Here is a 21,780-nt window from a genome sequence, read left to right as displayed (position 1 = left end):
CACCGACCCGCTGCGCGACGCGTGACCTAGCGGCGGCCGCGCTGTTCGGCGGCACCACCACGCAGACGGCACCGCCCTTGGTGACGCCCCCATCAGGTCGAATCGCAGCACGGGCGCCCCGCTGAACGGTCGCGCGGTGACCGCCACGCCGCCACCGCCGGCGGCCGGTACGTCGGCCCCCGGCGGCCGGTCGCCGAACGGTGAGCCGGCTCAGGGTGACGGGCGGGTGTCCAGCCCGGCGTAGAAGGAGCGGCAGGCGTTGTAGTCGGGCAGCCGGCCCGCCGCGCGCGCCTCGGCCAGGCTCGGCGCGGCCGCGTCCCGCGCGGACAGCAGCGGCGTCGCGGTCGGCCAGTCGATGGCGAGGGCCGGGTCGAGCGGGTGCACGGTGTGCTCGGCCGCCGGCCGGTACGTGGCGGAGCAGAGATAGCTGAGCGTGGCGTCATCGGTCAGCGCGCAGACGGCGTGCCCGAGCCCCTCGGCGAGGTAGACGGCCCGCCGGTCGGCGTCGTCCAGGCGTACCGCCTCCCACCGGCCGAAGGTCGGCGAGCCGACCCGCACGTCCACCACCACGTCCAGCACCGCCCCCCGGACACAGGTCAGGTACTTCGCCTGGCCGGGCGGGACGTCGGCGAAGTGGACGCCGCGCACCACGTCCCGCGCGGAGACCGAGAGGTTGGCCTGGGCCAGCCGCAGCGGATGCCCCACCGCCTCGGCGAGCCGGTCGTGGCGGTACCACTCCAGGAAGCGCCCGCGCGGGTCGCCGTGCTGCTGCGGCGTGACCTCCCAGGCCCCCTCGATGCCCAGCGGCCGGATCTTCACGAGCCGCTCCGGACGGCGCCCGGCCGCTCGGCCAGCAGGCCCAGCAGGTAGTCGCCGTAACCGCTGCGGGTCAGCGGGTGGGCCAGCGCCCGCAGCCGCTCGTCGTCGATCAGCCCGGACCGCCAGACCACCTCCTCGACACAGCCGATCTTCATGCCCTGGCGTTCCTCGATCACCCGGACGAACTCGGCGGCCTGCATCAGCGAGGTGAACGTGCCGGTGTCCAGCCAGGCGGTGCCCCGGTCGAGCACCGTCACGGACAGCTCGCCCCACCCACGGTAGGTCTCGTTCACCGCCGTGATCTCCAACTCGCCCCGGGCGCTGGGCGTCAGCTTGCGGGCGATGTCGACCACCCGGTTGTCGTAGAAGTAGAGGCCGGGCACCACGTACCGGGAGCGGGGCCGGGCCGGCTTCTCCTCGATCGACAGCACCCGGCCGGCCGCGTCGAACTCGACCACGCCGTACGCCGCCGGGTTGGCGACCGGATACGCGAAGACCCGCCCGCCGGCCGGGTCGCCGTGCTGCGCGAGCTGCCGGCCGAGACCGACGCCGTGGAAGATGTTGTCGCCCAGGACCAGCGCCACCGACCCGTCACCGATGAAGTCCGCGCCGATCAGGAACGCCTGCGCGATGCCCTCCGGCCGGGCCTGCTCGGCGTACGTCAGCCGCAGCCCCCACTGGCCGCCGTCGCCGAGCAGCCGCTCGAACTGCGGGCGGTCCTCCGGCGTCGTGATCACCAGGATCTCCCGCACCCCGGCCATCACCAGCGTGGACAGCGGGTAGTAGACCATCGGCTTGTCGAACACCGGCATGAGCTGCTTGGAAACGGCCCGCGTGATCGGCCAGAGCCGGGATCCGGTGCCACCGGCGAGAAGGATTCCGCGCACCCGCGGAGCGTACCGTCGCGTAAACTCCACGATCCGTGAGGATCCTCGTCACCGGCGGCGCCGGCTTCATCGGCTCGGAGTACGCGCGGATGCTGCTCGGGCGGCCCGGCGGCGACGGGGCGTGGACGCCGGACCCTGTGCCCGCCGCGGTGACCGTGCTGGACAAGCTCACCTACTCCGGCAACCCGGCCAACCTCGACCCGGTACGCGACGATCCCCGCCTGCGCTTCGTGCACGGCGACGTCTGCGACGCGGCCCTCGTCGACGACGTGGTCGGCGGCCACGACGTGATCGTCCACTTCGCCGCCGAGTCGCACGTGGACCGGTCCATCACCGGCGCGGCCCCGTTCGTCACCACGAACGTGCTCGGCACCCAGACGCTGCTCGACGCCGCGCTGCGCCACGGCACCCGCCGCTTCGTGCACGTCTCCACCGACGAGGTGTACGGCTCGATCGACGTCGGCTCCTGGACCGAGGCGTGGCCGTTGGCGCCGAACTCCCCGTACTCGGCCTCGAAGGCCGGCGCCGACCTGCTGGCGTTGGCCTACCACCGCACCCACGGCCTCGACGTGGTGGTGACCCGCTGCGCCAACAACTACGGGCCGTACCAGTTCCCGGAGAAGGTCGTCCCGCTCTTCGTCACCAACCTGCTCGACGGCGGCACCGTGCCGCTCTACGGCGACGGCGGCAACGTCCGGGACTGGCTGCACGTGCACGACCACTGCCGCGGCATCGCGCTGGTGCAGGAGAAGGGCCGCGCCGGCGAGGTCTACCACATCGGCGGCGGCACCGAGCTGACCAACCGCGAGCTGACCGGCCGGCTGCTGGCGGCCTGCGACGCCGGCTGGGACCGGGTGGTGCCGGTCCCCGACCGCAAGGGCCACGACCGCCGCTACTCGCTCGACATCACCAAGATCCAAAACGAGCTGGGGTACGCCCCGAGCATCGACCTCGACCGGGGCCTGGCCGACACCGTGCGCTGGTACCGGGAGAACCGGGCCTGGTGGGAGCCGCTGAAGGCGGCGCACCGGTGACCCGGCTGCTGGTCACCGGCGCCGGCGGCATGCTCGGCCGCGACCTGGTGACCGTGCTGCGCGCCCGCCCCGACCGGTCCGTCACCGCCGCCACCCGCGCCGACCTCGACGTCACCGACCCGCACGCGGTACGGGACGCGGTCGCCGGACACGACGTCGTGCTCAACGCCGCCGCGTGGACCGATGTGGACGGCGCCCAGACCCGGGAACGGGACGCCACCGCCGTCAACGGCGACGCGGTCGCGCACCTGGCCCGGGCCTGCGCCGCCACCGGCGCCCGACTGGTGCACGTCTCCACCGACTACGTGTTCGGCGGCGACGCCACCCGACCGTACCCGGAGGACGCGCCGACCGGCCCGGTCAACGCGTACGGGCGCAGCAAGCTCGCCGGGGAACGGGCGGTGGCCCGGCTGCTGCCCGAGCGCGGGTACGTGGTGCGGACCGCCTGGCTCTACGGCGCCCACGGGCGCAACTTCGTCACCACCGTGCTGCGGCTGGCCGCCGACCGCGACCGGCTCGACGTGGTGGCCGACCAGCACGGGCAACCGACCTGGTCGTACCGGCTCGCCGAGCGGCTCGTCGCGCTCGCCGACGCGGCACTGGCCGGCGACGCCGCGCCGGGCGTCTACCACGGCACCGCGTCCGGCGAGACGACCTGGTACGGCCTCGCCCGCGCGGTGTTCGCACTGTCCGGCCTGGACCCGGCGCGGGTCCGCCCGACGACCGGCGACCGCGTTCCGCGCCCGGCGCCCCGCCCCCGCTACAGCGTGCTGGCCCACGACCGGTGGGCCGCCGCGAAACTGCCGCCGCCCGGAGACTGGCACACGGACCTGGCCGAGGCGCTGGCCGACCTCGACGGCCGGCCCGGAACACCTCCGCCAGGATGACCTCGTCCGGACGGACGACGTCGCCCGTCGGTCGGCCCGCCCGCCCGGCGCGGGCCTTGCGGCCGACCCACGCAGGATCGATGATTGCCGAAACGACCGGATCGGACCGAGGAGTCGAGATGCAGGTGATCCACCAGCCGCGGGTGGCGTGGGACACGGCCCGGGTGATCGGCGACGCGCTCCGGGACGACGCGCTGTTCGGCTGGCTCCACCACGAACTCGGCGACCTGTTCGGGCCCGCCGCCGGGGACGCCCTCGTCGAGAGCCGCAACCGGGTCCGCTGGGCCGGCGACGCCCGCCTCCCGGTCGAGACCGGCCTCTGGCGGGTCCGCCTGGAGGACGCGCTGCGGCAGCGCCCGGAGCTCGCCGACGAGCTGGCCGGCCTCGCCTCGGTCGCCCGCGCGCACCGGCCTTAGCTTTCGCTTAGCCCGCTTGTCCGGCGACCACCCGGTCCGGCAGCATCGACCGGCGTGACCGACGGCAGCGCGCCCCACCCCTCCACGTCCACCGGCGACGGGCATCCGCCCACCCGGACCGGTCGTCGCCGTACCCCGGCCCGGGCCCGCCGCCGGCTCGCCGCCGCCGGCCTGGCCACCCTCGCCGCCGTGGTCGCGGTGACCCTCGCGGTACGCGGCGGCGCGGCCCCCGCCTGCGCCGCCCCACCCCGCGCGGCCCTCCCGTTGGCCGTCGTCCCGGCCCGCGCGGCCCTTCCGTTGGCCGCCCCGCCGGCCGGTGGCGTCACGCACACCGGCAAGGCCACGTTCTACGACTCGAAGGGCGCCGGCGGCAACTGCTCCCGGCCCGCCGCGCCCGCCAACCGGCTCTACGTCGCGCTCGGCCCGAGCGAGTACGCGGCCGGCGCGTCCTGCGGCGGCTTCCTCGACGTCACCGGCCCGCGCGGCACCGTCCGGGTGCTCGTCATGGACCAGTGCCCGGAGTGCGCCCCCGGCCACCTGGACCTCTCCGCCGAGGCGTTCGCCCGGATCGCCGACCCGGTGCAGGGCGTGGTGCAGGTCCGCTACCGGGCCGTGGTCGACCCGCCGCTGCCCGGCCCGCTCACGTTCCGCCTCAAGGAGGGCGCGTCACAGTGGTGGTTCGCCGTCCTGGTCGGCGACCACGGCAACCCGCTGCGCTCGGTGGAGGTCCGGCAGAACGGCTCGTGGCGCGCGGCGGCGCGCGAGGACTACAACTACTGGCTGATCCCGTCCGGCGCGGGCCCCGGCCCGTACGCGATCCGGGTCACCGACGTGTCCGGCCACCGGGCCACCGCCACCGGCATCCGGATGCTCCCCGGCCAGGTGCAGCGCAGCACCACCCGGATGTACGGCGGCGGCACCGCGACCACCACCCGTACCGCGAAGCCGTCCCGCTCGCCGTCGTCCCCCCGCCCGACCCCGACCCCCAGCCGTCCCGCCTCCCCACCCCCGCCTACGCCACCCTCGGCCACCCCGCTCCCGGCCTCCCCGTCCCCGCTGACGCCCCTCCGCGAGGCCGCCGCCCCCACCTGCACCTGACCACCCCCACCCCGTGCACCAGCGCCCTTTCTCGGGGCGGGTGGTGGGTGGGGGTCAGGGGAGGGGGAGGTCTTGCCACATGAGGATCTCGTCGCGGGAGTCGGTGGGGGACAGGCGTAGGGCGGCGGGGAGACGGCCGACCTCGCGATAGCCGAGGCGGCGGTAGAAGCGGTCCAGGCCGAGCCCGTCGCGGACCGTCACGTGCAGCGCCGTCACGCCCAGCGAGCGGGCCACCCGCTCGGCCTCACGCATCAGCGCCGCGCCGTGCCCGCGTCCCTGGGTGTCGGGGTGCACCATGACGCGCTTGAGCACCCGCCAGTGCGTCTTGAGGTGGAAGCGGTTGTCGCTGATGATCAGGACGGCGACGAGCCGGTCACCCTGGTAGCCGGCGAGCAGCCGGTCCGGTCCGTCGGCGACGTCGGCGAGCGTCGACTCGGCGACCGGGCGCACCTCGGCGGCGCTCACCGGGGCGACGAAGCCGACCGCGCCGCCGGCGTTGGTCGCCGCCACCCAGAGAGCGACGAGCCGTTCGCGCAGCTCGGGGGTCAGGTCGGGGTCGAGCACGAAACGCAGGTCCACGCCGCCATCCTGCGGTGGCCGACCCGGCGACCGCGCGTGTTGGTGACGCGGCCGACATTGTTGATGGTGCGGGAGGGGGGTTTCGAACCCCCACGTCCTCTCGGACACAGGCTCCTAAGGCCTGCGCGTCTGCCGTTCCGCCACTCCCGCCGACCTGCTGAGTCTAAGGCGGGGGCCGGCGTGGTGTGCAGCCCGGCCCGTGCCGGAACGACGGACGTCGCCGGCCTTGTTGCGGCCCGCGAAGGTGTCGGTCTGGCTGTGACAGTTCGGGCAGAGGATCCGCAGGTTGGGCGGCCGGTTGTCGAGGAAGTCACCGTTGATGTGGTCGACGTGCAGGGTCAGTGGGCGGCCGAACCAGACCGGCCCGCAGCGGCACTGCTCACATTCCTGCGGCACGCCGATGTCGCCCAGCGCCCACTTCAGTCGGGTGCCGGGAGTGCGCCGTGAGCCGGCCGGAAGTCGGAGGAGCAGTTGTGACGACGTCGTTCGTCGCGGGCTCGGCTGTCCCTTGTTGTGGGCCTGCCTCGTGAAGTGTGAGGTGTCGACGCCGAAGCGTTTGAGCTGCCGGCTGATGTGCGCGTGCGACCCGCCGCTGATCCGCACCCCGAGCAGTCGCATGACCTCGGTGACGCTGTGCGCCTGCGCGGCGGTCGCGGCCAGCAGTTCGGGGGAGTACCGGTAGCGGACCACCCGCCGACGGTAGCGGCGGCCTCCGACAGCGTCAGTCGAGACCGAGGTCGCGGCGCAACTTGGCGACGTGCCCGGTGGCCTTGACGTTGTAGAGCGCCCGCTCGATCTTGCCGTCGGCGTCGATGACGAACGTGGAGCGGATCACGCCGGTGACGGTGCGCCCGTACGACTGCTTCTCGCCGTACGCCCCGTACGCGGTCAGCACCGCCTTGTCCTCGTCGGCGACCAGCGGGAACGTGATCGCGTCCCGCTCGCGGAACTTCGCCAGCTTCGCCGGCTTGTCCGGGGAGATGCCGACCACCTGGTAGCCGGCGGACTGCAACGAGGCGAGCGAGTCGCGGAAGTCGCACGCCTGCTTCGTGCAGCCGGGCGTCATGGCAGCCGGGTACGCGTACAGGATGACCTTGCGACCACGCAGGTCGGCCAGGGAGAGCGTCCCGCCGTCGTCGGTGGGGAGCGCGAAGTCGGGGGCGGGGTCGCCGGGGCTCAGGCGGTCGGTCATGGCGGGAACGATACCGCCGCGCGCGGGCCGGAGGCGGGCGGCGACGCGCGGCCGGACGGTGATCATCACCATGGCTTGTTGCAAGGGATTGGCAACAACGACTCACGGGAAATAGGCTCTGCCCGTGGAAACCCTGGCGATGCACATCTCCAACGGGATCATCGACGGTCCCGTCGCCGCGATCTTCGCGGCCTTCGCGCTCGCCGCGCTCACGTTCTGCGTGCTGCGCGGCCGGGCCGACCTCGACGACCGGCTGGCGCCGATGGCCGGCCTGGTGGCCGCGTTCATCTTCGCCGTGCAGATGCTCAACTTCCCGATCTTCACCGCCGGAGTGAGCGGCCACCTGCTCGGTGGCGCACTCGCCGCGCTGCTGGTCGGCCCGTGGGTGGGCGCGCTCTGCGTCGCCGTGGTGCTGGTCGTGCAGGCCCTGGTGTTCGGTGACGGCGGGGTGGCCATGCTCGGCCTCAACATCACCAACATGGCTATCCTGGGCACCGCCGCCGCGTACCTGCTGATCGCGCTGCTGCTGCGGGTGCTGCCGCGCACCCCGGCCGGGCTGGCGGTCACCGCGTTCGTGTCCGCGCTGGTCAGCGTCGTGGTCGCGTCCCAGGGCTTCGTGCTCCAGTACTGGCTGGGCGGCACCACCGACCTCGGCGGCAACCTCGGCGGGCTGGCCGGCACGATGGCCGTCGCCCACCTGCTGATCGGCGTCGGCGAGGGCCTGATCACCGCGACCACGGTGGTCACCGTCGCCAAGGTCCGCCCCGATCTGGTGTACGCGTTGCGCGCCCTGAAGAAGCCGGCCGTACCGGCTCTCGCCGTCCCGGTCGCCGGAGGTGCCCGATGAGCAAGCGTTCCTGGCCGTTCCTCCTCGGTGGCCTGCTGATCGCCCTGCTGCTGGCCGGCGTGGTCAGCAACTACGCCTCGTCCCACCCGGACGGGCTGGACTCCTCGCTGCTCAAGGGCTGCACGGTGAACGCCGACGACGAGATCACCGGCGGTAGCTGCCCGGCCCAGCAGGCGAAGGACCACGAGTTGGCGGACAGCCCGCTGGCCGACTACGGCGTCCGGGGGATCGGCAACGACTTCCTCTCCACCGGCCTGTCCGGCGTGCTCGGCGTGCTGCTCACGTTCGCGCTCGGTGGCGGCCTGTTCTGGCTGGCCCGCCGCCGCGGCCCGGCAACCGGTGGCCCGGCAACCGCTGGTCCTGCGGGCGGCGACAGCGGGACCACCGCGCAGCCCTCCGGCACCCGCTGAGCCGGGGAGCGACGAATGGGCGCCGGGCACGGGCACGTGCTCTACCGCGAGTCCGGCTCGCCGGTGCACCGCCTCCCGCCGGAGGTGAAGATCACCGCCATGGTGCTGTTCACCGTGGCGGTGGTGGCCACGCCGCGGGAGGCGTACTGGGCGTTCGGCGGGTACGCGCTGCTGGTCGTCGCCGTGGCGGCGCTGGCCCGGGTCGGCCCGCGCTGGCTGCTCGGCCGGGCGCTGATCGAGCTGCCGTTCGTGCTGTTCGCGTTCGCGCTGCCGTTCCTCGGCACCGGTGAGCGGGTCGGGGTGGCCGGGCTGAGCCTCTCCGTCGACGGGCTGCACGGCGCGTTCAACATCCTGGCCAAGGGCACGCTTGGCGTACTCGCGTCGCTCCTGCTGGCCGCGACCACCACGACCCGGGACCTGATCCTCGGCCTGGACCGGCTGCGCTGCCCGCAGATCCTCACCCAGATCGCCACGTTCATGCTGCGCTACCTGGAGGTGCTGGTCGGCGAGGCCCGGCGGATGCGGCTGGCCCGGGTGTCCCGGGGCGACGACCCGCGCTTCCTCTGGCAGTTGCGCGGCTTCGCGGCCGGTGTCGGCGCGCTGTTCCTGCGCGCGTTCGAGCGCGGCGAGCGGGTCTACCTGGCGATGGTCTCGCGCGGCTACACCGGCCGGATGCCGGCGGTGTGGCAGAGGGCCGGCGCGGCCACCGCCGGGCAGTGGGCGGTCGCCGCGACGGTCCCGGTGATCGCGGCCTCCATCGCGGCCGCCGCGCTCGTCCTGCAATGATCGGGTACGTGCAGCCGCCGCTCTCCCTGGACGTCCGTGGCGTCCGGTACGCGTACCCGGACGGTCACGTCGCCCTGCACGGGGTTGACCTGACCGTGCCGCGCGGCGACCGGGTGGCGCTGCTCGGGCCGAACGGCGCCGGCAAGACCACGCTGGTGCTGCACCTCAACGGCATCCTCACCCCGACCGAGGGCACGGTCGAGGTGGGCGGCCTGACCGTCTCCCGCGACCGGGGCACGCTGGCCGAGGTGCGCCGCCGGGTCGGCATCGTCTTCCAGGACCCGGACGACCAGCTCTTCCTGCCCACGGTGGCGGAGGACGTCGCGTTCGGCCCGGCCAACCTGGGGTTGCGCGGGGCCGAGCTGGCGGAACGGGTCGACGAGTCCCTGGCGGCGGTGGGCATGACCGAGCATCGGGACCGGGCGCCGCACCACCTGTCGTTCGGGCAGCGGCGGCGGGTGGCGGTGGCCACCGTGCTCGCGATGCGGCCGGAGATCCTGGTGCTGGACGAGCCGTCGTCGAACCTCGACCCGGCGGCCCGCCGGGAGCTGGCGGAGATCCTGCGCGCGCTGCCGGTGACGCTGCTGATGGTCACGCACGACCTGCCGTACGCGGCCGAGCTGTGCCCCCGCGCGGTGATCCTGGACGGCGGCCGGATCGTGGCCGACGCCCCCACCCCGGACCTCCTCGCCGACGCCCCCCTGCTCGCGCAGCACCGCCTGGAACTCCCCTACGGCTTCACCCCGCACCTCCCCCGCCCCTGACCCCGCCCCCGCCCCCCGAAGCTCGGCGATCTTGCACTTTCCGCCCCGACAAAACGAACATAAGCCGCAGCGCGCGGGCCGCAACTGCAAGATCTGTGAAGGTGTTTGTCAAGCGGTGGCTTCGAGGGTGCGCCAGATTTGGCGGGCTATGTAGCGTTTGAGGCTGCGGGTGATCTCGGCTGGGGTGCGGCCTTCGGTGGTGCGGCGGTTGGTGTGGTCCTTGGTGGGTTGGTGGCATCGTTGTCGGGTTTTGGCGATGGTGTGTAGGGCGGCGTTGAGGGTGCGGTCGCCGCCTCGGTTGAGGCGGTGGCGGGTGATGCGTCCGGAGCTGGCGGGAATGGGGCTGACGCCGGCGAGTGAGGCGAAGGCGGCCTCGTTGCGGAACCGGCCGGGGTGCGACCAGGCGCTCAGCGCGATCGCGGCGGTGACGGGGCCGATACCGGGTTGCTCGAGCAGGGTCGGGCAGAGTGTGTCGACCAGGATCCGGATCTCGGTGAGGTTGGCTTTCAGGAGCTGGTCGAGGCCCACGATCTGCGCGGCGAGGGCTGCCAGTTGAGTGCGGCGCAACCGGTCGAGACCGCTGCCGCTGGTGGTGGTGAGGGTGGTGGCGTGTTGGACCTGTCGCAGGGTGCTCAACCCGCGCATCTGCGTGCGGAGGTCGTCGTCGGCGGTGAGGATCACCGATTTGAACAGGTTGACGGTGGCGGTGCGGGTGTCGCTGTAGTGGCGGCGGCAGACGTGTAGCAGGCGCAGGGCTTCCCGGTCGCCGTCGGTGCGGGGTGCGGCGACGTGGTCGGCGGCCAGGACGCCACGAGCGGCGTGCACGGCGTCCAGCGCGTCGGACTTGCCGTCTCGCCGGCGGCGTCCGGCAACGGGTTTGGGGGCTTCCAGGACGTCCTCACCCGCGGCACGCAACACGCGCAGCAGACCGACACCGTGACTGCGAGCGCTGTCCAGGGCCCAGGCCCGCCGGCCCGTTCCCAGCATGATCGTCTGCCGTCCGGCCCAGGCCAGCAGGACCCCGGCGCCCTCGTCGGTGGCCGGCACGGTGATCTCGGCCAGCACGGTACCGACCGGGGTGAGGACCGCAGCGGTGTGTGTATCGGTATGGGTGTCCACACCGATGACCGCGTCGACACGGTCGGCCAGACGTTCTGCCAGGATGGAAGGCACGGACGGTTCTCCCTTGCACGGGACGACGTTCGGACGGCGTCGGCCCGGGAGCGATCACCCGGCGGCACATCTGTGATGAGTCACGCGACACGGGCTGCACACCCTTCGCGGACAGGCTTCTGATCAGGCCAACAAGGTGGGCCGGGCCGACGCCGGCAACCCACGAGGACAAGTCGCCTCCACGGCACACCTGGCGGCGGCCAGATCTTGCATGAGTCACTCGTGGCTTACCAGCGTCGAACCCTACCGATACCAATCTCTCCCAGAACCGGCTCACCTATAGAAGCGTCGCCGGGCCGGGCCGGGGTGGGTGGGGTGGGGTGGGTTAGGGCACTGGGGTTGCGTGGGGGTGAGCGGGGCGGGGGGTGGGGGTGGCGGTGCGGGTGGCGGTGCGGAGGCGGAGCAGGCCGGCGGCGACCGCGCCGGCGCCGGTGGCCAGCGCCACGGTGACCAGGACCCGGATGAGCGTGGGTGGGCCGGCGGCCGGGGGGACCGAGCGGGCCAGCACGGCGAGGTTGGACACGCCGGCGAACAGCGTGAGGCAGGCGCCGGCGAGCGCCAGCGTGAAGTCGGCGGCCGGCCGGCGGGCCAGCGCGTACCCGCCGGCGGCCAGCGCGCCGAGGCCGGTGAGCAGCGTCCACACCTGGCCGGTGACCAGCTCGGCGAGCAGACCGCCGGCTCCGGGCGCGCCGGTGTCGAGCGCCCGGCCGACGGTGAGCGCCACGGTGGCCGCGCCCCCCACGGCGAGCAGTCCGCCGACCGCACGCAGCGCGCGGACGCCGGCAGCCGTGCCGCCGGGCACCAGCCCGGCCGCGCCGAGCGTCAGGAAACCGAGCGTGGCGGCCACCCACCACGGGTACGGGTCGGGCGGCGGCACCCAGTCGAGCGTGCCGCGTACCTCGGTCGGGGTGTCGCCGGCGCGCAGCGGCACCACCCAGTCGCGGACCCGCTGGACGCGGCCCGGATCGGCGGCGACGGCGGCGGGCGGGCCGTCGGAGCGCCAGAGCGTGCGCTGGTCGTGCCAGCGGTAGGTCGGCCCGTCGGCGATCCGCCGCCAGGCCGGCGCGGCGGCCGGGTCGGCCTCGGCCGGCAGCCGCGTCTCCCCGGCGATGGTGCGGTTCAGCCAGGTGGCCGGCGAGCGGCTGTTCTCGAAGACCCCGCCGGGGCCGATCCGCAGGTACGGCTCGCCGGAGTAGCCGAGCACGGTGACGTCGGCGTCGCCGCGGTTGGTCAGCTCCAGCCGCGCGCCGGCCTCCACCATCCGGGCGGTCAGCCCGGCCCGCTGGGGGCCGACGCCGGTGACGGTGGCCCGGTAGTCGGTGCCGTCCGGCGCGTCCGCGCCGTGCGCGGCGGCCGGCGAGGCGAACGCGAGCAGGGCGGTGGTCGCGGCGGCGACCAGCAACCCGGCCCGGCGCAGCGGTGCGGGGATCACTTGCCGGCCGCCGCCACGGCCGCCTTGATGCCGTCCGGGCTCTTGTCCGCCAGTTCGGTGCCGTTGACCTTGATGGTGGGGGTGCCGGTGACGCCGGACCGGCTGGCCTCGTCGGTGACGTGCCCGGTCCACGCCGTGTACGTGCCGTCGTTCACGCAGGAGCCGAAGTCGTCCCGGTTCAGCCCGACGCCCACGCCGATGTCGATCAGCTCGTCGTTGCTGAGCCCGGCGCTGCCCTCCTTCGGCTGCTTCGCGAAGAGCTGGTCGGTGAACTCGCGGAACTTGCCGCCCTTCGCGGCGCAGCCGGAGGCGGCCGAGGAGCGGGTGGAGTACTCGGTGGTGGAGAAGCGGTTCAGGAACGCGACCGGGTGGAAGACCACCTTGGCCTTGCCCTCGCTGACGAGCTGGTTCACCGTCTCGCCGTTGACCTGCTGGAACTGTTTGCAGACCGGGCAGAGGTAGTCCTCGTAGAGGTCGATGGTGACCGGGCCGGAACCGTCGACGATGCCGGTGCCGGCGTCGTTCGCGCCGGGCGGGGCGGTGAAGTCGTCGGACTTCTGCGAGGAGTAGACGGCCCAGCCGATGCCGCCGGCGATGACCAGCACCAGCACCGCGGCGATGGTGGTGAAGAGCGTGCGCTTGCGGCGCTTCTCCCGGGCGATCTGCTCGCGTACCACGCGCGAGGCGTCCTTGCGGCCCTTGCGGCTACTCATCGTCGTCCTCCACGGTGTCGCCCGCGAGCCACCCGTCCACCGAGAACGGGGTGCGGGGCCAGATCAGCAGGAACCCGGCCAGCGCCAGGAACCCGAGGTCCCGGAGGATCTCCGGGAGGTAGCTCGGCGTCTCGCCGGCGCCGAGCTGGCCGCCGCTGCCGAAGCACCCGCAGTCGATGGCCAGGCCGCGGGCCCAGGCCGAGGCGATGCCGGTGACGAAGACCACCAGCAGCGCCGCGGAGACACCGGCGCTCACCCGGGTGGCGAGCCCGGCGAGCAGCAGCAGGCCGAGGGCCAGTTCCACGAACGGCAGCGCCGCCCCGATCACGGTGGCCACGTCGTACGGCATCACCTGGTAGGCGTTCACGGCCCGGCCGGAGGCGGCCAGGTCACCGACCTTGGCGCCGCCGGCGACCAGCCAGACGGCGGCCAGGCCGAGGCGGGCCGCGACGCCCAGCCAGGGGCGCAGCGCCGGCCAGCGCGCGGCGGCAGGGGAGGGGTGCACAGTCATTCGTCGTCCGGCGGTCACGAAAGGTTCCCGCTATCCGGCCCGCGTGTCGCCGACGGCGTCGACAAGTTCGTCGCGGGCCCGGGCGACCCGGGAACGGATGGTGCCCACCGGCACCCCCTCCACGTCGGCGGCCTCGGCGTAGGAGAGGCCGAGCAGTTGGGTGAGCACGAACGCGGAGCGTCGCTCGGCGGACAGCCGGCGGACCAGGTCGGTGGCGCCGAGCTGGCCGGCCGGGTCCGGGTACGGCCGGTCGGTGGCCGCCTGGGCGGCGAGCCGCTCGTCGAGCCGGCGGCGGCGCACCAGGGTACGCAGGTGGTCGGCGCAGGCCCGTCGGGCGATGCCGAGCAGCCAGGTGCGAGCGGTGGACCGGCCCTCGAAGCCGGGCAGCGCGCGCAACGCCCGCAGGTAGGTCTCCTGGGTCAGGTCGTCCGCGCTGTCCGGGTCGACCAGGGCGGCGGTGAAGCGCCAGACCTCGGCCTGGGTGGCCCGGACGAACGCGGCCCGCGCGTCCGGGTCGCCGTGCCGGGCCGCCAGCGCCCAGTCGGTGACCGTCTCCCGCGCAGCCCCGGGCCCCGCCCGGAGGCGGTCGGCGGCGGTGTCGCGCGGGGCGGGGATCACGTCAGACGAGGTTACGCGGCGTACCTGTGCCGGACAGGGTCCTTCGGCCCATTCCGTGGTCCGGCACACGCCGGGAACTTTTCCCACCCACTCACCGACTACCCCCGCATGACCTCCGACCAGCACGCGGGCCGGGCACCTCACCGTGCCCGCCGGAGGTCGGCTCGCCGGAGGCCGCGCGGTTCGGGAACCATGGCGGTCATGAATGCTGCCGTACGCCGCCCGCCCGGGGCCGTCGCCGCCCGCTCCGGAGCCGCCGCCGGGCTGCTGCTCCTCCTGCTCGCCCTGCTCCTCGCCCCGGCCACTCCGGCCAGCGCCCACGCGGTGCTGGTGAGCAGCAGTCCCGCCGCCTCCGCGGTGGTGCCCGAGGCGCCCGCCCAGGTGGTGATCACGTTCAGTGAGGGGGTCCGCAAGGTCCCCGGGAAGGTGCGGGTGATCGCCCCGGACGGTTCGCGGGCCGACCGGGGCGAGCCGACGTTCCGGGGCGCCGAGGTCAGCATCCCGGTGGACCCGTCCGGCGGGCGCGGCACCTACCTGGTGAGCTACCGGGTCATCTCGGCGGACAGCCACCCGGTCTCCGGCGCGTTCACCTACTCGGTCGGCGCCCCGTCCGAACCGCCGACCGACACCGGCTCGGACAACCGGGCGAACCCGGTGACCGAGAACGCGGTCAAGGTGGCGAAGTACGCCGGCTACGTCGGTCTGCTGCTGCTGGTCGGCCCGGCGTTGGTGCTGGCCGCGCTCTGGCCGCGCCGGCTGTCCCGGCGAGGGCCGGCGCGGCTGGCCTGGGCCGGGCTCGGCGTGCTGGCGGTGGCCACGCTGGCCGAGCTGTGGCTCCAGGTGCCCTACACCAACGGCGGCGGCCTGTTCGACGTCACCTCGGCGGGCCTGGGCGACGTGCTGGGCAGCGCCTACGGCACCACCCACCTGGTCCGGCTGGGCCTGCTCGCGGCGGCGGCGTTCCTGCTCCGTCCGCTGTTCGCCGGGCCGGTCGGCCGCACCGACGGGATCATCCTGGCGGTCCTGGGCGGGGCGGCGCTGTTCACCTGGCCGCTCGCCGGCCACGCCGCCGCCTCGCCCGCGCCGGCGGTCTCGGTGGTGGTCGACGCCGTGCACCTGGGCGGCATGGCGGTGTGGCTGGGCGGCCTGGTGATGCTGGCGGTCTTCCTGCTGCGCCGTGCCGACGAGCGCGAACTGGGCGCGATCCTGCCGATCTGGTCCCGCTGGGCCGCGCTCGCGGTGGCCGCGCTGCTGCTCGCCGGCACCGTGCAGGGGCTGATCGAGGTGGCCACCCCGAAGGCGCTCGTCGACACCACGTACGGCCGGCTGCTGCTCGCCAAGATCGCGCTGTTCGCGCTGGTGATCGGCGTGGCCGCGTACTCCCGGGCGTTGGTGCGGCGGCGCGTCGCCGCCGGCCGGCCGGGCGCGATGCGGCGGGCCGTGGTGGCCGAGCTGGTGATCACCGCGGTGGTGCTCGGCCTGTCCGCCACGCTGGTGCAGACCACCCCGGCGCGGACCGCGGGCACCGGCGTGACCGGCGGCTCGGTCGACTACTTCTCGACCACGCTGAGCAGCCCGAAGTATTCCCTCCAGGTGGAGCTGGACCCGGCCGAGACCGGCAACAACTCGCTGCACCTCTACGCCTACACGACCGACAACCGGCCGCAGGCGGTGCAGGAGTGGAAGGTCACCGCGGCGCTGCCGTCGGCCGGGATCGAGCCGATCACGGTGCCGCTGCTGCCGCTGAGCGACAACCACGCCACAGGCGAGGTCAGCCTGCCGGCCCGGGGCGACTGGCAGCTCCGGATCACCGTCCGCACGTCCGACATCGACCAGGCCACGGTGACCGCCACCGTGCCGATCAAGTAACGGAAGGTTCCCTCTGATGATCCGTCTCCGGCGTTCCGCGACCGCCGCCGCGCTGACTCTCGCCGCCGTCTCCGCGACCGTGCTCGGCCTGGCCGGGTCGGCCTCGGCGCACGTCACGATCAACCCGAAGGAGGGGACGCAGGGCGGCTACGGCCGGTTCGCGTTCCGGGTGCCGAACGAGAGCGACACGGCGTCGACCGTCAAGGTCGAGGTGAACCTGCCGGAGAACGCGCCTGTCGGTTCCGTCTCCACCATGCCGGTGCCGGGCTGGACGGTGGCGGTGGAGAAGCGCAAGGTCGACCCGCCGGTCGAGGTGCACGGCAGCCAGCTCACCGAGGCGGTCTCCAAGCTCACGTTCACGGCGGCGCCCAGCGGTGGCGTGAAGCCGGGCGAGTTCCAGGAGTTCCCGGTGTCGATGGGGCCGCTGCCGCCTGTCGACACCATGGTGTTCAAGGTGCTCCAGACGTACTCCGACGGCAACGTATCCCGCTGGATCGAGGAGCCCACGCCGGGCGCGGAGGAGCCGGAGAACCCGGCCCCGGTGCTCGCGCTGGCCGCCGGTGGGGCGTCCGCGTCCCCCGGCGCGAGCGCGCCGGCCGTCGCGGCGGACGACGACGATGACGACGCCGACTCCGGGGCGGCCACCGCGTTCGGGGTGGCCGGGCTGGTCGCCGGCCTGGCCGGCCTGGTCCTGGGTGGGCTGGCGTTCGCGCGAACCCGGCGGGAGCCCACCGCGAAGTCCTGAGCACGGCACGGCCACCGGCCCGGCGGAAGTGATCCGCCGGGCCGGTGGCCGTCGGTGGGCCGGGTGCGGTGGATATCCGGCGATCGGCGGAGCGTCGTCGGTAAGGTCGGCCGGGTAGTTGGCTACCGAGAGGGACGACGCGAATGCGTTTCGTGCGCACGATCGCCGGCATGCTGCTGCTGGCCCTGGGAATTCCGGCGCTGCTGCTGGGCGCCGGGCTCTGGCTCACCGCCCGGCACGCCGATCCGGCCGGCGGCTTCACCGCCCGCTTCGAACCGGTCCGCACGCCCGCCCGCGCGGTCGTGGTGACCGACGTGGACGCGCTGCTGCGGGCCGACCTGCCGGCGGCCCGCACCGGGCAGGTCCGGCTGCGACTGGCCGCGCGGGACGCCGGTGGCCCGGTGTTCCTCGGCCTCGCCCCGACCGACCAGGTGCGCCGGTGGCTGGCCGACGTCCCGCACAGCACCGTGCGGCGCGTCGCGGTGACCCGGGGCCCGCTGCCGGTCCGGCTCGACCCGGCCACCGCCGGCGTCGCCACCGCCGTCCCGGCCGGGCAGTCCTTCTGGGTACGCCAGGGCGTCGGCTCGCTCCAGTGGCACCCCGCCGAGCTGGGCGACCGGTCGTTGAGCCTGGTGGTGATGCGCGCCGACGGCGCCGGCGGGCTCGACCTGAGCCTGCGGGGCGAGGCGCGGGCCGGCTGGTTCCCGGGCGTGGCGTGGGCGTCGCTGGCCGGCGGGACGCTGCTGGTGGTCCTGGCGGTGCTGGTGCTGCTGCGCCCGCACCGGCCCCGGGAGGTGGTCTTCGTGGTCGAGCCGGACCAGGTCCCGGTGCTGGCCGGGCGGCTCGGCATCAGCTCGCTGAGCGAGCTGGGCCGGCAACCGGACCGGGCGTCCGGCCCGGACCGGCAACTGGTCGCCGTCGGCCCGGTCGCCGGTGAGCGGAGCCGCGCGGCGATCTCCTCCGCGCCGAGCCGGCGCCCGGCCAGCCTGGCCGACCTGCCGGCCGGCCGTGACTGGTCGTGGCCGCCGATCTCCCGGCGGGACGACAGGTGATCCCGGCACGACGGCAGGTGGCCCTCCGCGCTGCCGACGCGGAGGGCCACCGTCACCGGGGGAATTCGGTGCTACCTGGGAGAAAACAGAGGTAGTTGGGACAAGATTAGCGCCGAACGCCACCGTTTGCGAGGTCTGTCCGTTCAACGACCGTCGCGGTTCGCCGGCGGACCGGCAGCACCGCCAGCAGCAGCAGGCTCAGCAACACGTACGCGTTACGCGTGACGAAGTCGACCGGGTCGTCGGTACGCGCCGGACCGGCGCCCCAGTCCTGGAACGTCACCACCCCGTACACGATCACCACGCCGGTGCCCACGGCCAGCGCGAGCAGGCCACGACGCCGGCGGATCCCGGCCGCCGTCGACCGGTCGGCGTCCAGCGCGGCGTCCACCAGCACCACCACCGCCGGAATGAACCAGTACAGGTGGTGGGTCCAGGTGATCGGGGAGATCAGGCCGCCGACCAGGCCGGTCAGCGTCAGGCCGGCGAGCGCGTCCCCGGCCCGCGCCGCGCGCGCCGCCCGCCACAGCCCGTAGCCGGCGACCAGCAGCGCGAGCACCAGCCACGGCAGCCGGCTCGGCTCCTCCGGCGCGGTGATCCGGCTGAGCAGCCCGAACAGGGACTGGTTGCCGGTGTAGTCGGTGCGACCCACCCGGTCGGTGGCCCACAGCTCATGGGTCCAGAACCGCCACGAGTCGTTCGGCGCGACCGCCGCCGCCAGCAACGTGGCCGCCGTCGCGGTCGCCGCCGCCACCGCCGCGGCCCGCCACCGCCGGGCGGCCAGCAGATAGAGCACGAAGATCCCGGGGAACAGCTTGAGCGCCGCCGCCAGCCCCACGCCCACGCCGGCCCAGCGCCGCCCCTGCGGTACGGCGAACAGCAGGTCGGCCAGGATCAGCACCACCAGCAGCATGTTGATCTGCCCGAAGGTGATCGTCTCCCGGGTGCTCTCCACCGCCAGCACCAGCAGCACGGCGACGGTCAGGCCGAACACGCGGGGCAGGCCGTGCCGCCGCAGCACCGGCGTCACCAGCCAGCGGGTGGTGACCACCACGCCGGCCACGGTCAGCACCGTGAACGCGGCGATCGTGACCCCCAGCGGCAGCAGCGCGAACGGGCGCAACAGCAGCGCCGCGAACGGGGGATAGGTGAAGTAGAGCGCGCCCTGCACCCGGTCCGGCTGGACGTAGTCGTAGAGCGGGTGCCCGGCCGCCCACCAGTCCATCGCCCGCATGTAGATCTTCAGGTCGAAGTAGTCGTGCACGAAGCCGGGCAGGTAGAGCGCCGGCAGCATGGCCGCCAGCGCCAGCACCGTGACCACCCGCCGAGCCGTACGCCCGCCCGCGTCATCCGGGGTGACGGCGGGTGGGGCGACGGGTTCGGCTGGCACGGGGAAACCCTAGCGGTCCACCTGGCCGACCGGGCCGAGGCGCGGGCGGGTCGGCGGCGCGTAGTCTGTCCCGGTGGCTGATCTTCTCGTCTGGATCGATTGTGAGATGACCGGGCTCGACCTCGGCCGGGACGCCCTGATCGAGGTCGCCGCGCTCGTCACCGACCCCGACCTCAACGTGCTCGGGGACGGCGTGGACGTGGTGATCCACGCCGACGACGCGGCGCTCGCCGGCATGCCGGAGATCGTGCGCACCATGCACGCCAAGTCCGGCCTCACCGAGGAGGTACGCCGGTCCACGGTCACCCTCGCCGAGGCCGAGGACCTGGTGCTCGACTACGTCACCAGCCACGTGAAGGACCCGAGGACCGCGCCGCTGTGCGGCAACTCGATCGCCACCGACCGGGGCTTCCTGGCCCGCGACATGACCCGGCTCGACGCCCACCTGCACTACCGCATGATCGACGTCTCCTCGATCAAGGAGCTGTGCCGGCGCTGGTACCCGCGGGTGTACTTCGGCCAGCCGCAGAAGGGCCTGGCCCACCGCGCGCTGGCGGACATCCGGGAGAGCATCCGGGAGCTGGAGTACTACCGGCGGACCCTGTTCGTGCCGCTGCCCGGCCCGGACGTGGAGACCGCGAAGGCGATCGCCGCCCAGCTCTGACGTCCGGGTCGGAACCCGGTGGACGGGGCGGGGCCGGGTGTGGCTATTATTGGTCCGCGCACCGCCCGGGTGACCGGAGCGGCGAGCATGGTGGCTGTAGCTCAGTTGGCAGAGCACCGGGTTGTGGTCCCGGTTGTCGTGGGTTCAATTCCCATCAGTCACCCCAAGCGTTACCCCAGTTCAGGGCCGGTTTTCACCGGCCCTGACGCGTATCCGGGGAGTACGGCGGGGGCAGTCACAGGCGGCGCATCCCGCCGACGGCCACGCCGACGCGGAACGCCCCCACGGTCTGCCGGCTGCGGGGCAGCCGATGAGGTCGCAGACCAGCAGGTAGAGGGTGGCGGTGCGGGCTGGCTGCCAGCGGTAGCGCACCTCATGCCGATGCCCCGCCTTCACCATGAGCTGGCACTCCACCGGCCGACCCGAGGCGGCGACCGCCACCGGAGCGTTCGCGGCACCGGCACCTCGGTGGGGAACTCCAACGCCACACGAACAACGCCCCGCTCACCTGCGGGTGGGCGGGGCGTTGCGTTGGATGGTCAGACCGCGTGTAGCTCTCGGACGCTGCGGTCGGTCGCCACGTACTGCGGCCAGTCGTCCGTGTGGCACTCCGCGGCGTGCAGGGCGGTGCGTACCTGCGACAGAAGGATGTGGACGGCGCTCTCGAAGTCGTCGGCTTCGATGCTCGTGGCGAACTCCACGGTGCGATCGGCCAGGCTGGCAGCCATCTGCACCTCGCAGTCCAGGTTGTCGAGGTGTTCCTGCACGGCGTCGAGGAACTCCTCGTACTGCGCGTCGGTGCCGTGTGGCGTACTTTCGAGCGTCATCTGGATCGCGATGCGATGCTGCTGCATGATCATCCCTTCTCCCAGCATGTGGCTCGTTTGAGCTGCCCAATAAGATCTTTTAGGTAGTTCGCACCAGAGGGGGTGCACTTCACGGTCTTCCAGTGCTTTTCAGGGCATGGGCAGTACAGCTTGAAGTACCTGTTGCCCCCGCCGTCAACTCTCCAGTTCTTGCGCTCAGCCTCGCGGAGAACGTCCTCAAGTTCTTTAACGCTGTGCTTGGGGCGTGACACTCGGTAAACGCTCCTTGCCTCTTGAGGTTACCTACCCGGAAGATCCACTAACAGACGCGGTTGGTCACAGACGCGCCAACGAGTGAAGAGGGCATCGGACGCGGAGCGTAGGGTCTCCGATCGGTGAACCGTGACCGCTTCGTCGGCAAGGCGACACCGAGGTCAGGCGCGCGCCCGTTCGTCGCGCCACCGCCACGCCAGCTCCAGGCACCCGGTGCCGGCTGGCGCGACGCGGCCGGAGCTGAGCAGCTCGCGAACGCCAGCCTCAGTGAACGGGATTCTCTCCGCCAGAACCGCGCCTTCGTCGTTGCGGTCGACGAAGGCGCAGGCGAGATGGTCGAATACCTCCGCGTCGATCACCAGGACCGTCAGGACTTCGCTGACGAGGGTGAGCGCGGAACTTCCGGCGGGTGTGGCTGACGGCGGTCGCCGCCGCGGGGGTGGAGGGGCTGCGGTTCCACGATCTGCGGCACAGCCACGTCGCGTGGTTGCTGTCGGCGAAGGAGCCGCCGTCGTTGACGGCGATCCAGCGGCGTCTGGGGCACGCGTCGATCACGGTCACGTCGGACCGCTACGGGCACCTGGTGCCGGCGGTGGATGAGCGGATCGCGGCGGCGTTGGATGCGGCGTTGCCGCGTTCGGGCTGGGGCAGACTGGGAGCAGTGAGCCCGACGCAACCCGTCCCAGCCGGACGCAATCCGAGGCATCTAGCACGGGAAACGGTGGTCACCGCTGTGACCTAGATGCCACGGCGGTTTCAATTCCCATCAGTCACCCCAACGACGAAGCCCCCTCCTCCGGGAGGGGGCTTCGTCG

At 73.5% G+C, this 21,780-nt stretch carries 26 protein-coding genes and 2 tRNA genes; 15 read left to right on the top strand and 13 right to left on the bottom strand.

Going from position 1 to position 21,780, the window contains the following annotated elements:
- Positions 1-210: 210 nt before the first annotated feature.
- Both TPA0908_RS07920 and rfbA read right to left on the bottom strand, forming a co-directional pair.
- Positions 211-819 carry a dTDP-4-dehydrorhamnose 3,5-epimerase family protein gene (locus tag TPA0908_RS07920; protein ID WP_281936067.1) on the bottom strand — a complete coding sequence of 203 codons (609 nt, stop codon included), beginning with the start codon at positions 817-819 and terminating at the stop codon, positions 211-213.
- On the bottom strand, positions 816-1,706 hold the full coding sequence (gene rfbA / locus TPA0908_RS07915; RefSeq protein WP_281936065.1) for a glucose-1-phosphate thymidylyltransferase RfbA: 891 nt from the start codon (positions 1,704-1,706) through the stop codon (positions 816-818). Before rfbA ends, TPA0908_RS07920 begins: the two co-directional genes overlap by 4 nt.
- 35 nt (positions 1,707-1,741) lie before the next feature.
- Between rfbA and rfbB the strand changes: the two genes are divergently transcribed.
- From rfbB to TPA0908_RS07895, 4 genes are all read left to right on the top strand, one after another.
- The gene (gene rfbB, locus TPA0908_RS07910) at positions 1,742-2,740 is read left to right on the top strand and encodes a dTDP-glucose 4,6-dehydratase (RefSeq protein WP_281936063.1); all 999 of its coding nucleotides are present in this window, start codon (positions 1,742-1,744) and stop codon (positions 2,738-2,740) included.
- A complete protein-coding gene (rfbD, locus tag TPA0908_RS07905; RefSeq protein WP_281936061.1) occupies positions 2,737-3,627 on the top strand; it encodes a dTDP-4-dehydrorhamnose reductase in 891 nt (296 codons plus the stop codon). The genes rfbB and rfbD overlap by 4 nt, the downstream gene beginning before the upstream one ends.
- 119 nt (positions 3,628-3,746) lie before the next feature.
- Complete coding sequence (locus TPA0908_RS07900) at positions 3,747-4,043, top strand: hypothetical protein (RefSeq protein WP_107162727.1); 297 nt, start codon at positions 3,747-3,749, stop codon at positions 4,041-4,043.
- A gap of 54 nt (positions 4,044-4,097) precedes the next feature.
- On the top strand, positions 4,098-5,141 hold the full coding sequence (locus TPA0908_RS07895) for an expansin EXLX1 family cellulose-binding protein (protein WP_281936057.1): 1,044 nt from the start codon (positions 4,098-4,100) through the stop codon (positions 5,139-5,141).
- 54 nt (positions 5,142-5,195) lie between these two features.
- On the opposite strand, the gene TPA0908_RS07890 is transcribed toward TPA0908_RS07895, so the two are convergent.
- From TPA0908_RS07890 to bcp, 4 genes are all read right to left on the bottom strand, one after another.
- Positions 5,196-5,720, bottom strand: a complete 525-nt coding sequence (locus TPA0908_RS07890) for a GNAT family N-acetyltransferase (RefSeq protein ID WP_281936056.1) — start codon at positions 5,718-5,720, stop codon at positions 5,196-5,198.
- 64 nt (positions 5,721-5,784) lie between these two features.
- Positions 5,785-5,870, bottom strand: a tRNA-Leu gene (locus TPA0908_RS07885).
- Positions 5,835-6,410, bottom strand: coding sequence for an HNH endonuclease signature motif containing protein (locus tag TPA0908_RS07880; protein ID WP_281936054.1), 576 nt, complete (start codon positions 6,408-6,410; stop codon positions 5,835-5,837). Before TPA0908_RS07880 ends, TPA0908_RS07885 begins: the two co-directional genes overlap by 36 nt.
- A 31-nt stretch (positions 6,411-6,441) precedes the next feature.
- Positions 6,442-6,912: a thioredoxin-dependent thiol peroxidase gene (gene bcp / locus TPA0908_RS07875; RefSeq protein WP_281936052.1), complete on the bottom strand. Its 471-nt coding sequence runs from the start codon at positions 6,910-6,912 to the stop codon at positions 6,442-6,444.
- Between the two features lie 124 nt (positions 6,913-7,036).
- Here bcp and TPA0908_RS07870 point away from each other — a divergent pair, with 124 nt between their 5' ends.
- From TPA0908_RS07870 to TPA0908_RS07855, 4 genes are read left to right on the top strand one after another with little or no spacing between them, the layout of a single operon-like run.
- Entirely contained in the window at positions 7,037-7,759 is a 723-nt protein-coding gene (locus tag TPA0908_RS07870; protein WP_281936050.1) for an energy-coupling factor ABC transporter permease, read from the top strand.
- Positions 7,756-8,169: a PDGLE domain-containing protein gene (locus TPA0908_RS07865; protein ID WP_281936049.1), complete on the top strand. Its 414-nt coding sequence runs from the start codon at positions 7,756-7,758 to the stop codon at positions 8,167-8,169. The genes TPA0908_RS07870 and TPA0908_RS07865 overlap by 4 nt, the downstream gene beginning before the upstream one ends.
- Before the next feature lie 15 nt (positions 8,170-8,184).
- Positions 8,185-8,955 carry a cobalt ECF transporter T component CbiQ gene (cbiQ, locus tag TPA0908_RS07860; protein WP_281936047.1) on the top strand — a complete coding sequence of 257 codons (771 nt, stop codon included), beginning with the start codon at positions 8,185-8,187 and terminating at the stop codon, positions 8,953-8,955.
- Positions 8,952-9,719: an energy-coupling factor ABC transporter ATP-binding protein gene (locus TPA0908_RS07855; protein WP_281936029.1), complete on the top strand. Its 768-nt coding sequence runs from the start codon at positions 8,952-8,954 to the stop codon at positions 9,717-9,719. The genes cbiQ and TPA0908_RS07855 overlap by 4 nt, the downstream gene beginning before the upstream one ends.
- 108 nt (positions 9,720-9,827) lie before the next feature.
- Here the strand turns inward: TPA0908_RS07855 and TPA0908_RS07850 are convergent, their stop codons facing one another.
- The 5 genes from TPA0908_RS07850 to TPA0908_RS07830 form a co-directional block, all read right to left on the bottom strand.
- Entirely contained in the window at positions 9,828-10,892 is a 1,065-nt protein-coding gene (locus TPA0908_RS07850) for an IS110 family RNA-guided transposase (protein ID WP_281936026.1), read from the bottom strand.
- Between the two features lie 325 nt (positions 10,893-11,217).
- Complete coding sequence (locus TPA0908_RS07845) at positions 11,218-12,324, bottom strand: hypothetical protein (RefSeq protein ID WP_281936024.1); 1,107 nt, start codon at positions 12,322-12,324, stop codon at positions 11,218-11,220.
- Positions 12,321-13,037 carry a thioredoxin domain-containing protein gene (locus TPA0908_RS07840; RefSeq protein ID WP_281936022.1) on the bottom strand — a complete coding sequence of 239 codons (717 nt, stop codon included), beginning with the start codon at positions 13,035-13,037 and terminating at the stop codon, positions 12,321-12,323. The genes TPA0908_RS07845 and TPA0908_RS07840 overlap by 4 nt, the downstream gene beginning before the upstream one ends.
- A complete protein-coding gene (locus tag TPA0908_RS07835; protein ID WP_281936020.1) occupies positions 13,030-13,548 on the bottom strand; it encodes a MauE/DoxX family redox-associated membrane protein in 519 nt (172 codons plus the stop codon). The genes TPA0908_RS07840 and TPA0908_RS07835 overlap by 8 nt, the downstream gene beginning before the upstream one ends.
- Before the next feature lie 30 nt (positions 13,549-13,578).
- Positions 13,579-14,166 (bottom strand): sigma-70 family RNA polymerase sigma factor, encoded by a 588-nt coding sequence (locus TPA0908_RS07830; RefSeq protein WP_281936018.1) that lies wholly within the window; start codon positions 14,164-14,166, stop codon positions 13,579-13,581.
- Between the two features lie 201 nt (positions 14,167-14,367).
- On the opposite strand from TPA0908_RS07830, the gene TPA0908_RS07825 reads away from it, so the two are divergent.
- The 3 genes from TPA0908_RS07825 to TPA0908_RS31765 all read left to right on the top strand — a co-directional run bounded on the left by TPA0908_RS07825 (position 14,368) and on the right by TPA0908_RS31765 (position 17,832).
- A complete protein-coding gene (locus TPA0908_RS07825; protein WP_281936015.1) occupies positions 14,368-16,035 on the top strand; it encodes a copper resistance CopC/CopD family protein in 1,668 nt (555 codons plus the stop codon).
- A gap of 16 nt (positions 16,036-16,051) precedes the next feature.
- Positions 16,052-16,780: a YcnI family copper-binding membrane protein gene (locus TPA0908_RS07820; protein WP_281936013.1), complete on the top strand. Its 729-nt coding sequence runs from the start codon at positions 16,052-16,054 to the stop codon at positions 16,778-16,780.
- Between the two features lie 143 nt (positions 16,781-16,923).
- Positions 16,924-17,832 carry a hypothetical protein gene (locus tag TPA0908_RS31765; RefSeq protein WP_281936011.1) on the top strand — a complete coding sequence of 303 codons (909 nt, stop codon included), beginning with the start codon at positions 16,924-16,926 and terminating at the stop codon, positions 17,830-17,832.
- A 106-nt stretch (positions 17,833-17,938) separates the two neighbouring features.
- Here TPA0908_RS31765 and TPA0908_RS07810 read toward each other — a convergent pair whose 3' ends face one another.
- Positions 17,939-19,222: a glycosyltransferase 87 family protein gene (locus TPA0908_RS07810; protein ID WP_281936009.1), complete on the bottom strand. Its 1,284-nt coding sequence runs from the start codon at positions 19,220-19,222 to the stop codon at positions 17,939-17,941.
- A 73-nt stretch (positions 19,223-19,295) separates the two neighbouring features.
- Between TPA0908_RS07810 and orn the strand changes: the two genes are divergently transcribed.
- On the top strand, positions 19,296-19,886 hold the full coding sequence (gene orn / locus TPA0908_RS07805; protein WP_281936007.1) for an oligoribonuclease: 591 nt from the start codon (positions 19,296-19,298) through the stop codon (positions 19,884-19,886).
- Between the two features lie 90 nt (positions 19,887-19,976).
- Positions 19,977-20,052, top strand: a tRNA-His gene (locus TPA0908_RS07800).
- A 373-nt stretch (positions 20,053-20,425) separates the two neighbouring features.
- Here TPA0908_RS07800 and TPA0908_RS07795 read toward each other — a convergent pair.
- Positions 20,426-20,740 carry a hypothetical protein gene (locus TPA0908_RS07795; protein ID WP_281936005.1) on the bottom strand — a complete coding sequence of 105 codons (315 nt, stop codon included), beginning with the start codon at positions 20,738-20,740 and terminating at the stop codon, positions 20,426-20,428.
- Between the two features lie 347 nt (positions 20,741-21,087).
- On the opposite strand from TPA0908_RS07795, the gene TPA0908_RS07790 reads away from it, so the two are divergent.
- Both TPA0908_RS07790 and TPA0908_RS07785 read left to right on the top strand, forming a co-directional pair.
- Positions 21,088-21,384, top strand: a complete 297-nt coding sequence (locus TPA0908_RS07790) for a hypothetical protein (protein ID WP_281936003.1) — start codon at positions 21,088-21,090, stop codon at positions 21,382-21,384.
- Entirely contained in the window at positions 21,375-21,707 is a 333-nt protein-coding gene (locus TPA0908_RS07785) for a tyrosine-type recombinase/integrase (RefSeq protein ID WP_281936001.1), read from the top strand. Before TPA0908_RS07790 ends, TPA0908_RS07785 begins: the two co-directional genes overlap by 10 nt.
- Positions 21,708-21,780 lie beyond the last annotated feature (73 nt).

The organism is Micromonospora sp. AKA38 (assembly GCF_027925725.1).
Classification (GTDB): Bacteria; Actinomycetota; Actinomycetes; order Mycobacteriales; family Micromonosporaceae; genus Micromonospora.
The sequence above is the reverse complement of the archived record's forward strand: the minus strand, read 5'-3'. Positions and strand labels throughout refer to the sequence as shown.

Excerpts from the sequence above, each read along its gene's own strand:
- TPA0908_RS07855 (WP_281936029.1), top strand. The coding sequence starts at position 8,952 with ATGATCGGGTACGTGCAGCCGCCGCTCTCCCTGGACGTCCGTGGCGTC.
- TPA0908_RS07865 (WP_281936049.1), top strand. The coding sequence starts at position 7,756 with ATGAGCAAGCGTTCCTGGCCGTTCCTCCTCGGTGGCCTGCTGATCGCC.
- TPA0908_RS07825 (WP_281936015.1), top strand. The coding sequence starts at position 14,368 with ATGAATGCTGCCGTACGCCGCCCGCCCGGGGCCGTCGCCGCCCGCTCC.
- TPA0908_RS31765 (WP_281936011.1), top strand. The coding sequence starts at position 16,924 with ATGCGTTTCGTGCGCACGATCGCCGGCATGCTGCTGCTGGCCCTGGGA.
- TPA0908_RS07795 (WP_281936005.1), bottom strand. The coding sequence starts at position 20,740 with ATGCAGCAGCATCGCATCGCGATCCAGATGACGCTCGAAAGTACGCCA.
- bcp (WP_281936052.1), bottom strand. The coding sequence starts at position 6,912 with ATGACCGACCGCCTGAGCCCCGGCGACCCCGCCCCCGACTTCGCGCTC.
- TPA0908_RS07835 (WP_281936020.1), bottom strand. The coding sequence starts at position 13,548 with ATGACTGTGCACCCCTCCCCTGCCGCCGCGCGCTGGCCGGCGCTGCGC.
- cbiQ (WP_281936047.1), top strand. The coding sequence starts at position 8,185 with ATGGGCGCCGGGCACGGGCACGTGCTCTACCGCGAGTCCGGCTCGCCG.
- TPA0908_RS07820 (WP_281936013.1), top strand. The coding sequence starts at position 16,052 with ATGATCCGTCTCCGGCGTTCCGCGACCGCCGCCGCGCTGACTCTCGCC.
- TPA0908_RS07900 (WP_107162727.1), top strand. The coding sequence starts at position 3,747 with ATGCAGGTGATCCACCAGCCGCGGGTGGCGTGGGACACGGCCCGGGTG.
- TPA0908_RS07840 (WP_281936022.1), bottom strand. The coding sequence starts at position 13,037 with ATGAGTAGCCGCAAGGGCCGCAAGGACGCCTCGCGCGTGGTACGCGAG.